The organism is Mycoplasmopsis synoviae ATCC 25204, from assembly GCF_000969765.1.
Classification (GTDB): Bacteria; Bacillota_I; Bacilli_A; order Mycoplasmatales; family Metamycoplasmataceae; genus Mycoplasmopsis; species Mycoplasmopsis synoviae.
Window position 1 is genome coordinate 833,546 of sequence record NZ_CP011096.1, and the last position, 12,950, is coordinate 846,495.

Consider the following 12,950-nt stretch of genomic DNA (forward strand, 5'->3'; position numbering starts at 1 on the left):
ATGTTATTTTTGAAGTATCTTAATAAACTCGTTTATCCCTTTCATATCGTAATCATTTCCGTTTAATTCTTTTAATAAAGAAATTAATTCATTTTCATTTTGTGATATTTCGTTTTCAATTTTTTCTAAACTTTCACCGTATTTATCTTTTAAAAGGTTAAGTTTATATGATAAATCTTCTAAATATTCATCAGGCAATTCAAGGATTTTATTGAGCATTAAATCAATTCATTTTCATTTTAATAATTCTTTTAAATCTTTTTCATTAGCATTTTCTTTGAAGTTTTCTGTTTTTTCTTTTAAATTAGATTTAAATCTTTTTATTAATTGATTATGTTTATCAATTTCATTTTTATGTTTTTTAACTTCATTGAGTAAATCCATTGTGTCCTGATCTAAAGTATCGTCTTCTTTAATAACTTTATTTATTAAGCTAAAATCAAAATCGGTTTTATTTTTGTTTGAAAGATTATCTTTAATGTCTTCACTTAATGAATCATAGTTTTCTTTAATTTTTGCTTTTAAATCAGCAACTTTACTTTCTTGATCTTCTATTTTTTCTAAATCTGATTTAAATTTAAATTCTTGAATTTTTAAATCATCAAATATCTTTGTTAAAAGTTTATTTGAATTTTCTAAATTATTAAATGACATTCCTTCAGAATTAATTAAATCTAAATCTTCTAAAATAATTTTTAAATGATCGTAAACATATTGAGCTGCTTTGAATTTATCTATTAATTTTTCATCTTCAAATTTAGATAAAAATTCTTTTATTGTTAATTCTTCTAAATTTATTGAATAAATTAAATTTTCATTTAACAATTTGTTTTCTAAAAACTTAGAAAAATCTTTAAATTTATTTTTAAATGAATTTAAATAGCTAATGAATTCTTCATTTGTAAAAGCTACTTCTAAAATATCTTTATCTTTTAAAACTGAATATGAATCATTTATTTTTTCTACTAATTGTTTCTTTAATGTTGGAAACATGTTTCAAAAATCTTTAAATTCATCTAATTCATTATTTGGTATTTGACTATATAAAAGTCCGTAAACGTCTAATTCTTCTTTCTTTTCAGAAGCATTTACATAACGATTAATATTAAGATTATATTCTGATTTTCTTATTTCTTCTAAAGAAACAACTTTTGCAAAGTTTTCAACATTTTCTCTTTTGATGACTGTTTGGAATATTTTTTCAATATTTGATTTTTCCAAAATATTTTTATTTCCATCTTTTTTAAATTCAAGAGAAGCATCAACAAATAAAATATCATTGTTATTTTTTTGTTTTTTTAGAATCATTATTATTGTTGGTATTCCAGTACCAAAGAAAATATTGCAAGGCAATCCTATTATTGTATCTATTTGATTTTTTTCAATTAAGGCTTTTCTAATTTTTCCTTCAGTTCCACCTCTAAATAAAACTCCATGTGGCAATACTACAGATACAATACCTTCTGGATTTATATGATATAAATCATGAAGAACAAAGGCGTAATCTGCTTTTGAAGCAGGTGCTACACCGTATTCTTTAAAACGCTCATCACGTTCTCTACCTTCATTATTTCATTTTAGTGAATAAGGTGGATTTGAAACAACTGCATCTAAAAATAAAGGTCTATATGAATCTTCTGGGCTATCAGAATCAAAATATGGTCAATCTGAGCTTAAAGTATCTCCGTTACGCGCATAAATATTATTTGGAAGAATGTTTCTAATAATTAAATTCATTCTTGTTAGCTTATAAGCTTCCATTTGTAAATCTTGTGCAAAATATATAATTGAATTTTTATCATGTCCATATTTACTATATTCTTCACCAATATGGATAAGTAAAGAACCTGATCCACTTGTTGGATCGTAAATGTTAATTTCTTTTTTATCTTTTAGATGATGAGCTGTTATTTTACTCATTAAACTTGAAACATAATACGGGGTATAAAATTCTCCGGCTTTTTTACCGGCACCAGCTGCAAAATTTGAAATTAAATACTCATAAACAAAACCTAAGGCATCAAAGTTAATGTTATTATTCATTTGAATATTTTTATCTATTAAGCTAATTATTTTTCTTAAGTTTTCAGTTTTTTGTTTATCACTTTCACCTAAAATTTTTATTCCATCTTGCAAGCTTTCAAAAATATCACGGTAAAGGTTTTTCTTTTTAGCTTCATTGCTTATATTTCTTTTGAACTCAATTAAAGCATCATTTATTTCAACGTTTGTTGTTTCATTGATGTTTTTTATTCATGTTGAAAATAAATTTTTATATTTAATGAAATAACCTAATTCATCTTTGCATTGCTCTATAGTGTTAGCATAGTTTCCATCTATTTCATCATCTTTTTTATCTTTATTTTCTTCTCCATATTTTTCTAACTTTTCAATAGAAACTTTTAATTGATCATTAATAAAACTTACAAGTTTTACTGAAAGAAATTTATAAAAAATAAATCCAAGAATGTAATCTTTATATCTTGAAGCGTCAATATTGCCACGCATTTCATTTGCTGCGTCTCATATTGCTGAAGCAATTTTTTGTTTTGTCATTTATTTAATCCTTATGTGCTTTTGAATAAAAAATAAACCGTTATTCAAACGGAACTTTATATATCTATTTTACATTAAATAAAATTGTTTTTTCTTTTAACAAAAAGTTTAAAATCAAACTTTGAATATTTAAAAACATAAACCAAATTTTGATTTAATTTTAAATTCAATTTTTTTGTTTTTTCTTCAAAGTATTTTGTAGGGAATGCAAATTGATATCCTTTTTTAATATCTTTTATTGCTTTTTCATCTAAATAAATGTAAATGTTTTCTGTTAGTTTTAAATAAATTTCTTTTTTACTTAAAACTAAATTTTTATTTAATCTTAAAGTTTTATTATATTGCCTTTGAACCTGGTTAAATAGTAAAAATTCTTTATCACTATTTAAAGATATATAAATTGGTCTATTTTGCATTTTTATAGACTTTAAAAATTCATCAAATGTATTAAAAGGTTTATAAGCTCAATTTGTAAAAGATAAACTACAAATTAATGGTTGAAATCATCATTTATTATTTATATGATTAACTTTAAATTTTTTGATTTTATCTTCTATATTTGTTTTTGTTAAATTTCAAATAAAATCAGCAACTACGCTACTGTTATTATCTTTTGCTGTTATATATTTTGTTACTTTCTTTAAATTGTTATGAGCGTTTAGCATAGCAATTCCATATTTAACATTTTGCAGCATTTCAATATCGTTATTTTCATCTCCAAAAGGCATTGTTTTATTTAAATCTAAATTGTATTTAGAGAAAAACTCCATAATGGTTTTACCTTTTGAAGTTCCTTTAGCCATAATATCAATCACATCGCTTTGTGATTGCAAGTAATACATATCATCAAAAGATAAAAGATAATTTAAGAAATTGTCAAGTTTTTATTGACTTGTTTTATCTTTTAAAATTAAAATTTTTAAAAACTTTTCTTTTTCTAAAAATGAAAATAGTTTTTCTAAATTATTTTCATAATATTTAAATTTATAAGGATTATCTTTTTGAATTTGAGAATATATTCGATTTTCAAATCAAATAGGATTATTAAAATTAAACCCATAAAGAAATTTTTCAGTATAGGTTAAAAAATCAATTTTATTTTCATGTAAATATAAAACTAATTTTTGAAATGTATCTTTTGGAAGATAAGAAATAATTTCATTTTTATTTTTTCTTCAATTTAGCGAAACTATAGCTCCATTAATTCCAATTACAAAATCACTGATATTTAATTTTTCAAAATATTCTTTATTTATAAAAATTGGTCTACCGATAGCAATTATTACTTTTTTGTTATTATCTTGTAAAAATTTAATCGCACTTATATTTTCTTGTGATAGTTGTTTTTTACCATCAAGAATAGTTCATCCATATCGAAAATAAAGCTTTCAATTTCATTTATATTTACATTTTTTATATTTATATTTTATTACTATAAATATTTTTTGTAATCAAGACTTTTTAAAAATTCAATTAACTTTTCTTTACTTTGAAAGTTTGCTATTTTTTCTATATTTTCTTGATTTTCAAAAATTGCAACAATTTGCGGAATTGCTATTTTGGTGTGAATTTCGCCATTTAAAGAAGCAAAGCAAATCATAACTTTAACTTTTTTGTTTTCATCAAATGAAATAGCGTTTTTAAAAGTTACAAGCGAAAATGCGGTATCAAAAACATAATCGGATTCGCTTTTAACATGTGGCATTGCAAAATTATCAGCTATTACGTAATAAGGCCCAAATTCTTTGGTAGATTCAATTATTTTTTCATAGTACAAATCACTAACTGCATTAGCTTTAACTAAAAGATCAGTAGCAGCTTTAATAGCTTCTTCTCAAGAATTTGCCTCTTGGTTTAGTGCTATTGAATCATTTAAAATTAAATTATCTATAAAGTTTAATTTACTAAGCATTAAGTTTATCTTTAGCTTCTAGAATTTTAGATTTAATTTCATTTAAATCCATAACATTATTAATTCCATAAACTAAAGTTCTTCCTTTTGGAATTTCATCTACAAAGTTTTGAGTGCAAAAAATTACATCAAAATTTATTGCAACTGTTTTCCCTTGGCCAAGCTCTATAGATTCAACGATGCCTTCTAAATTTAATTCTTTTAAAGCTTGATTTGCTTTCATTTTAATAATCATTGAAGTGCCCATGCCACTTCCACATATACAAAGTATTTTCATATTTTCCTTATTTTGTTAATAAATTAACTTTTACTTTAAATAGCCTTTGCATAAAGGTTATTTTACTTTGACGATTAGAGTCAATTATTTGTGAAAGAAGCACAAGTAAAATAGGGATCACAAAAGCAAAAATGATAATTGAAAGCTCTTTTGTTCATGAAGCCACTAAAAGACTAAGTCCAAAGAAAAAGTTTCAATCAAACATTCCTAAAAATCCAATTCTAAATGGAAATGAGCCACTTGAATTAATAGCTCCAGCATGAGCTCTTAATGCAAAAATACCAAACGCAATCATTAATACTTCAAAAAATCCAAACAGTGCTGGAATTATAATTGCAGCCTTATATTCTCCGGATGCATTAGCATAAAGTCCAATAGATCCTGAGTTAAAAAATAAAATAATAAATAAAGGATAGCAATAGGAATTACTCCGCCACTTGCTTTTGAAAGTCCCACTAAAACACAAACTGCTAAATACTGAGCTATTGTTCCTGAAATAAATCCATATGTTACGGAATTAATGCTAAAGCCATACATTGTAGCAGCATCAACTGCCATAACCGCTCCTGGAAATAGCTTTTCAGAAATTCCTTGAAATGATTGCTGAAGCTCTGATACAAACATTCTAATTCCAGCTTGTATTATTAAAATAGAAATAACTATTTTAATAAAACCAAGCATTATATTAATAACTCAAAACTGAGCATCAACATTTCACTCACTAAATTCTTTATTTATTTGACTATTTGAATTAATAAAGCGAATTTTATCTACTAAATCCTTCTTTTCTGCAGGTATTGCAGAAAACTGAATTATTAAAATCATAATAGTAAATAAAGTTAAAATCAAAATGCTTTGCGTAAAGATATTATCTTGAAAGATTTTAATTTTTTTACTTACTTTTTTAACTTCAGCTGAATCTTTGGCATTTCCAAAAAATTTCCAAGATCATAAGCAATAGATAGTCCTAACATTTGCTGATGTCCTACTGCAAAGCCGGCATTATTTGTAATTTTATCAGCGCCTTTAATAGTTGTGGTAGTTCCTACTGATCAATATAGCCCTAAAATTAAAGAACTTATCAAAATAATGGCAATTATTTGGTCAATATTAATTGCTACATTTTTTTGATAAAAAATTAAAAAATAAACCACCGGAACCACAATAGCAGATTGCTGAAACATAACGTGTCCGGTAAGCATTATTGAATGCATATTTGTAAATTTTCTTAAAGCTACCATTAAGATATTTACAAAAAATCCAAGTAGCATCGCATATGAAATTCAAGTCTCATAACCGGCATTAAAATCTTTAAGCCAGGCCGCTGAATCATTTAATACAAAATATGGATCCAGCGTAATTACTGAAGTTCTTAAATTAGATAGCGCGCTAAAAACTGGACGAGCTAAATTAATTAAAGTTGAAGCTCCAATTTTAAGCATAATAACTCAACCATGGCTTTTAGTATTCCTAAAAACGAATCACTAAAGCTTCTGCCTAATACTAAATAACACCAAAGACAACGCTTCCAATTAATATAGTTACAGAACCCATAAAATTACCAATTAATACTGAATTAACAAAAAATGTGTAGCTTCACCGAAGCTATTTTCATATTTATATATTCTTATTAAATAGGTAATTAAAGCTGTTAAAAATAAAACAACTAAAAAACTAGTAATTCCAATTATTGCTTTTTTATTAACTTTGAATTTTTTCATAGTTTTATTTTGCTAGTTAGAAAATATATCAAATTATTAAAAAAATTCAAAAAATTGTAAAAATGCGCTTAATTTTATGCAATTTTTGCATTTTTTTGAGCTTAAAAGTCAAAAAGCATAATTTGATATAATAAAAAATAACTAAATAAAGACGTTTGTTTAACAATTTTTAAGGGAATAATGGAAGATAAAAACAAAGTTCAAAATAACGCTGAATATAACGCAGATTCTATTGAAGTTCTTGAAGGTTTAGAAGCCGTTAGAATGCGTCCTGGGATGTATATCGGTTCTAAAGATAAAACCGGTCTACATCATTTAATTTGAGAAATAGTAGATAACTCTGTCGATGAAGTTTTAGCAGGATATGCCGATAATATAAAAATTACTATCACTAAAGATGGTGGAGTTTCTGTAGAAGATAACGGTAGAGGAATACCAGTTGATATGCACTCTAAAGGTAAATCTGCTTTAGAGATAGTCTTTACCGGACTTCACGCTGGTGGGAAATTTAAATCAGACGCTTATAAAGTATCCGGAGGGCTACATGGGGTTGGAGCTTCTGTAGTTAACGGACTTAGTTCATATTTAGGGGTTTGGGTTAAAAGAAATGGAAACGTTTATTTTGCAGAATTTAAAGACGGTGGAAAACTCGAAGCTCCTATAAAAGTAATTGGAACAACTGGCGATAATAAAACCGGAACTAAAGTTTTATTTTATCCAGACTTTACAATTATGGATAAAAACGAATTCGATAAAAACTTAATAGTTGATCGTATTCGTCAAACAGCTTATTTAAATAAAAATTTAAGAATATCTTTATCAGATGAAAGAGATAATAGCTTTGTTGAATTTTGTTATCCAAATGGAATTTTAGATTTCCTTAATGTTATTACTAAAAGTAAAAACACTCTTCAAAATGATGAATTAATTTACACCGAAGGAACTTATCAAGACAAAACCGGTGACGTTAAAGTAGAAATAGCCATGAGATATATGGCTAGCGCTGCTAAATCAAATGCAGTAGCCTACGCTTATACAAATAATATTTACAACAAAGAAGGTGGAACTCACCTTAATGGATTTTTTAATGGTTTAACTAGAATTTGAAATAACTATGCACAAGATAAAAAATTCTTTAAAACCCAAGGTGAGAAATTCTCAAGAGAAGATTTAGAAAATAACTTATTTTTAATTATTTCTATAAAACACAATAACCCTGAATTTGAAGGGCAAACCAAACATAAATTAAATTCTAGAAATGCAAGCCCTGCAGTAAATAAAGTATTTAGTGAAGTTTTTGAAAAAACTTTAGACCAAAATCCTAAATTCGCTGAAGAAGTTATTAAATACCTTCTTGATTTTAAAGCTAGAAGACTTAAAGACGAAAAAGAAAAAGAATTACAAAAGAAAAAAGGATTAGGTAATTCTAGCCTTCCTGGAAAGCTTTCTGATTGTTCAAGTAAAAACGCGGAAGAAACAGAGCTTTACATTGTCGAGGGTAATTCAGCTGGTGGTTCGGCTAAAATGGGAAGAGATCGCCACTTCCAAGCTATTCTTCCATTAAAAGGGAAAATCCTTAACGTTGAGAAAAAAGACATTGAGAAAATTTTAAAAAACGACGAAATATTATCTTTAATTGCAGCTTTAGGTGCTGGTGTTGGTCAAGACTTTAACGTCAACAAAGTAAGATATCAAAAAGTAATAATCATGACCGATGCCGATAGTGATGGATCACATATTAGAGTACTACTGATTACATTTTTCTTTAAATTATTTAGACAGCTTATCGAATATGGAATGCTTTACATCGCTCAGCCACCTTTATATAAAATAGAATCTAACAAAAAAGTTTACTACGCTTATAACGAAGCACAAAAAGAAGAAATATTAGATTCTTTAGATAAATCTAAAAAAATAATGATTCAGCGTTACAAAGGTTTAGGGGAAATGAACGCCGACCAACTATGAGAAACTACCATGGATCCTAAAACTAGAAAAATGTTTCAAGTTCAAGTTTCAGATGCTGAAAAAGCAATGGAAGTTTTAAATATTTTAATGGGTGAAGAAACCGAACCTAGAAAAGAATTCATTTTTGAAAACGCTAAAAAAGTAAGAGACATTGATTGAATTTAAGCTTTTTGTTAATTTTGCTATAATAAAATTAACTTTTATACAAATAAAAAAGTTGTTTATGCAACTTTTTTAATTTTTCTTGGAGAAAATTAATAAATAATGGCAAAGAAAAAAGAAAAAGACACTTTTAAAAATGCATCTAATTCTAAAAAATGATTTCTTCTTTTAAATAGTTTTTCTAAAAACAAAGAAATATCAAATGACGAATTCATCGCAATGAGTCAAGAAGTAATCAACCACATCATTAATAGAAAACTAGACCCCGAAGCCGAGGTTGTTTTTTCTGTTGATAACGAAAAAGAAGAAATACTTCTGCTAAATAAAAACACCGAAGTTGTAGAAGATAGCGAAGCTGCTATGTATGATGAACTTTTAGGTATTTCTTACATTGGCCTATTAAAAGCTAAAGAAGTAAACAAAAACGCTAAAGTAGGTGATTTAATTTCATATCCTATTGAATTCAATAGCTTTGATCAAAAAAATCTAGTAGCTATGAGAAATGGCTTTAGCGCTGCTATTGCCGAAAAAGCTAAAAATAGATTATTTGCTAAATACCACCCATTAATTGGTAGCAAATTAATGGTTCAAATCGCTAGCAAACACGAAAACGGCGGATTCTTTTTAAAACTAGAAGATGGCACTTCAGCATATCTTCCTAAAAACTCAATTATTAAATCAGTTGAGCTAAACCCTGGGCAAAAATTTGACGTGTTCCTTAACTCAGTTAATATCGATGCTAAAGGGCTTTACCTTGAAGTTACCATGACATCACCTGAGCAAGTTAGAGATGTTTTATTTAGAGAAATTCCAGAGATTGCTAACGGCGATTTAATCATTAGAAACATTCAAAGAGTTCCAGGTGAAAGATCTAAAGTTGTAGTTTCACTAAATCCAGAAAAACAAAGTGCTCATACACACGATCTTTTAGGGGCTATGTTTGGTAACAAAGCTCAAAGAATTAACGATGTTTCAAAATCATTAAATAACGAAAAAATTGACGTTATTAGATTTGCAGAAAATCCAAAAGACTTTATTAGAAACGCAATGTCACCATGCCCTGTAGTTGATGTTGTTAAAAACAAAAAAGGATTCTATGTTATAGTTCGCCCTGAAGATGTATCACTAGCTATAGGATCAAATGGTGTTAACGTTTCACTAGCAAGTAAAGTAACTAATAATAAAATCGATGTTTTAAGCACCGAACAAGCTTTCCAAGAAAAAATTTACTTCCAAGATAATTACGTTCCAGTTCACTACACACCAAGAGAAAGAAATAAAAACAATTTCAAAAAACAAGCTAGAGAAAGGGCTTCTTTTGGTTTTGACTTTGGAATTGAAGAATTTTCAAAAGACGTTGCCAACTTTATTTCTAAAGTAGAACTTGAAGATTTACTAAAAGAAGATAAGGCGCAAGAAGCTAAGCAAGCAGAAGTTGCTAAACCCGCTACAGCTACTAGCGTTAAAAAACCTGCTAAATCTACAAAACTTAAAACCGAAGCAGTTGACTTTAATGCTTACTTTGATGAAACCAATTTAAAAGCTGGCGCACTTTCTGATGAATATTCTTTTGTTAATAAACTTGATGAATATCAACAATTTGAAAATGAATTTTCAGGTCAAAGCGTAGAAGAAGAAATTAAAGAAACTCAAAAACAAAAAGTTAAAAAAGAAAAAATATCAGCATTTTCTAAGAACTTTAAAATTGATGAGGATCTATTAAGTTATGGATTATCTAAAGATTTAGATTTAAGTGATTTAGATGATGAAAAATGAAAAAAATAACATTACAAGAAAGTGCATTGTCACTTCCTTGATTTTACCTGTTGAAAAATTAACTAGATTCAGTTTTAATAAAACAACTAAAGAATTAAAATTAGATATAGATAAAAATCTAAAAAGTAGAGGCGCTTATTTTTTAAAAAATAAAGACAATTGAGAAATTTTAAAAAAAAGAAGACTTCTTAACAAAACATTTAAATATAACTTTACCATTGACATTTACAACGATATAGAAAAAGCTTTATGAGGTACCTATGAGCAAGAAAAAAACAAATAGAAAAAATAATATTGATGACATTAAAAATCAATTACAAAATGCTAAAACAGAATTAAAAAACGGAACTTTCTTTTTTACAGGAAAAATGTCAATTTTTGAATTTGCTAACAAAACAAATTTAAATGCAAATGAAATTGTTAAAAACTTTTTTCTAGCTGGTAAGTTATATAACATCAATCACATTCTTGAAGAAGAAGAAATTGCTCAACTTTGTATTGAAAACAATTTTGAATTTTCAAAAGAAACCAAAATTGATGGAACCAACTTTTTAGATGAAATCTCTTTTGAAGATAAACCAGAAGATTTAATTAAAAGAGCGCCAATTATTACCATTATGGGTCACGTTGACCATGGTAAAACTAGTTTGATAGACAAAATTAGAAATTCTAATATTACTAAGTCAGAAAGCAGCGGAATTACTCAACATACTGGTGCTTATCAAATAGTTCACAAAAACCAAAAAATAACCTTCATCGATACTCCTGGTCATGAAGCTTTTTCGGCCATGAGAGCTCGTGGTGCTAATGTTACCGATATTGTCGTTTTAGTAGTAGCTGCCGACGATGGGGTTATGCCTCAAACCGTTGAAGCGATAAAACACTGTAAAAATGCAAACGTTCCAATTATTGTTTTTGTTAACAAAATGGATAAACCAAATAAAGATCTTGATAAACTAAAAGGTCAACTTGCTGAAAATGGTGTAGTTATTGAAGAATACGGTGGAAGCGTTCAAACAGCATATGGATCAGCTTTAAAAAATGAAGGTATTAAAGAGCTTTTTGATGAGATACTTTTACTTTGCGAAGTTTTAGATTTAAAAGCTAATCCAAAAAGATTTCCAATTGGAACTGTTATTGAATCTAGAGTTGATAAAAGAATCGGAGCGCTTACTACTATAATTGTTCAAAATGGAACTCTATATAAAGGTGACTTCCTGCTTGTTGGTTCTCAATATTCAAAAATAAGAACCCTTTCAGATGAAAACGGAAACGCTATGGATTCAATCGAACCAGGTTGTCCTGCAGTGGTTACTGGTTTTAAAATTCCTCCTACAGCTGGTTCTAAATTTGTAGGTATAAACGATGAAAAATTTGCAAAGCGTTTAGCAAGCGAGAAAAACTATCAAGAAAAAATAAATAACTTATATTCACTTTCTAATTCGAATAATAATTCCGGCGGCAAAAAAGTTATTAACGTTATTATTAAATCGGATACAAACGGAACTGCTGAAGCTATTAAAAATCAACTTGAATATTTAGAAAATGATGAAGCTAAAATTAAAGTTATTTCATCAAACGTTGGTGATATAACCGAAAATGATTTAATGCTTGCTAAAGCTTCAGATTCAATTATTTTTACATTTAATTTAAAAGTTCTTCCAACTATTAGAGAGAATTTAAAAGTTAAAAAAATAACTTTAATATCACATAATGTTATTTATAAAATAATTGAAGACTGTAAATTAATTTTAGATGAACATGTAACTCCAATTTATGAAGAGAAAAAAATTGGTCAAGCGCATGTTATTAAAATATTTACTTATTCTAAACTTGGAACTATAGCTGGTTCAATGCAAGATACTGGTGTAGTACGTCTTGGAGCTAAAGTTAAAGTTTATAGAAAAAATAAATTAATTCATGAAGGTTTTGTTCAAACCTTAAAAAGAAATTTAAATGAAGTTAAAGAAGTAGAAAAAGGAAAAGACTTTGGTACACATTTAAAAGATTTTAATAACATTGAAGTAGATGATGTTTTAGAATTTTATGAAGATGTAAGGGTTAATTAATGCAATTAAAAGATTACGTAAAAGATGTTTTAGATTTCCCTAAAAAAGGAATTGTCTTTAAAGATATTTCTCCATTATTAGCAGATAAAGATGCCTTTGATTTAATTATTAAAGAAATGGCTAAATACTGCCAAAATTCAGATTACATTGTAGCCGCAGACGCTAGAGGATTTATTTTTGGCGCTGCTATTGCTTTCCATTTAAAAAAACCATTTGTAATGGTTAGAAAACCAAAAAAAATGCCAGGTCCTAGCTATTCAGTTTCATACGAACTTGAATATGGGCACAACGTTTTAGAACTTCAAGAAGATTTAATTAAAGAAAATGCTAGCGTTTCTATAGTTGACGATATTTTGGCAACCGGCGGAACACTAAATGCAATGATTGAACTTCTTGAAAAAGCTAAAGCTAAAGTTAATAATATAGTGGTGGCTATTGATTTAACAAAATTATCTCAAGATTTCAAATCAAGTTTAAAAACACCACTAGATTCAGTAATAAAATATTAA

General features: G+C 27.2%; 11 protein-coding genes and 3 pseudogenes. 5 read left to right on the forward strand and 9 right to left on the reverse strand.

All coding sequences use genetic code 4. The annotated features are described in order from the left end of the window. Positions 1–3: 3 nt before the first annotated feature. From VY93_RS03755 to VY93_RS04450, 9 genes and pseudogenes are all read right to left on the reverse strand, one after another. Complete coding sequence (locus VY93_RS03755; RefSeq protein WP_020003061.1) at positions 4–2,556, reverse strand: type I restriction-modification system subunit M; 2,553 nt, start codon at positions 2,554–2,556, stop codon at positions 4–6. Positions 2,557–2,630: 74 nt separating this feature from the next. Then, positions 2,631–4,025 (reverse strand): annotated as a pseudogene (locus VY93_RS03760) (HAD family hydrolase). Next, entirely contained in the window at positions 3,989–4,468 is a 480-nt protein-coding gene (locus VY93_RS03765; RefSeq protein ID WP_020003059.1) for a PTS sugar transporter subunit IIA, read from the reverse strand. The pseudogene VY93_RS03760 and the gene VY93_RS03765 overlap by 37 nt, the downstream one beginning before the upstream one ends. Continuing rightward, on the reverse strand, positions 4,461–4,745 hold the full coding sequence (locus VY93_RS03770) for a PTS sugar transporter subunit IIB (protein WP_020003058.1): 285 nt from the start codon (positions 4,743–4,745) through the stop codon (positions 4,461–4,463). Before VY93_RS03770 ends, VY93_RS03765 begins: the two co-directional genes overlap by 8 nt. 7 nt (positions 4,746–4,752) lie before the next feature. Next, entirely contained in the window at positions 4,753–5,040 is a 288-nt protein-coding gene (locus VY93_RS04430) for a hypothetical protein (RefSeq protein ID WP_026365191.1), read from the reverse strand. Positions 5,041–5,079: 39 nt separating this feature from the next. Then, positions 5,080–5,211 (reverse strand): annotated as a pseudogene (locus VY93_RS04635) (hypothetical protein); the annotation flags it as partial. 5 nt (positions 5,212–5,216) lie between these two features. Beyond that, a pseudogene (locus tag VY93_RS04440) lies at positions 5,217–5,594 on the reverse strand (PTS transporter subunit IIC); the annotation flags it as partial. A gap of 47 nt (positions 5,595–5,641) precedes the next feature. Beyond that, complete coding sequence (locus VY93_RS04445) at positions 5,642–6,187, reverse strand: PTS transporter subunit IIC (protein WP_026365189.1); 546 nt, start codon at positions 6,185–6,187, stop codon at positions 5,642–5,644. A gap of 123 nt (positions 6,188–6,310) precedes the next feature. Beyond that, positions 6,311–6,466 carry a hypothetical protein gene (locus VY93_RS04450; protein WP_223211461.1) on the reverse strand — a complete coding sequence of 52 codons (156 nt, stop codon included), beginning with the start codon at positions 6,464–6,466 and terminating at the stop codon, positions 6,311–6,313. Positions 6,467–6,646: 180 nt separating this feature from the next. On the opposite strand from VY93_RS04450, the gene VY93_RS03780 reads away from it, so the two are divergent. The 5 genes from VY93_RS03780 to VY93_RS03800 all read left to right on the forward strand — a co-directional run bounded on the left by VY93_RS03780 (position 6,647) and on the right by VY93_RS03800 (position 12,950). After that, positions 6,647–8,599 (forward strand): DNA gyrase subunit B, encoded by a 1,953-nt coding sequence (locus VY93_RS03780; protein WP_020003057.1) that lies wholly within the window; start codon positions 6,647–6,649, stop codon positions 8,597–8,599. Between the two features lie 99 nt (positions 8,600–8,698). Further along, positions 8,699–10,381 carry a transcription termination/antitermination protein NusA gene (gene nusA, locus VY93_RS03785; RefSeq protein WP_020003056.1) on the forward strand — a complete coding sequence of 561 codons (1,683 nt, stop codon included), beginning with the start codon at positions 8,699–8,701 and terminating at the stop codon, positions 10,379–10,381. Continuing rightward, positions 10,362–10,655, forward strand: coding sequence for a YlxR family protein (locus VY93_RS03790; RefSeq protein WP_020003055.1), 294 nt, complete (start codon positions 10,362–10,364; stop codon positions 10,653–10,655). Before nusA ends, VY93_RS03790 begins: the two co-directional genes overlap by 20 nt. Next, entirely contained in the window at positions 10,633–12,441 is a 1,809-nt protein-coding gene (infB, locus tag VY93_RS03795; RefSeq protein WP_011283822.1) for a translation initiation factor IF-2, read from the forward strand. The genes VY93_RS03790 and infB overlap by 23 nt, the downstream gene beginning before the upstream one ends. Further along, entirely contained in the window at positions 12,441–12,950 is a 510-nt protein-coding gene (locus VY93_RS03800; RefSeq protein WP_011283823.1) for an adenine phosphoribosyltransferase, read from the forward strand. Before infB ends, VY93_RS03800 begins: the two co-directional genes overlap by 1 nt.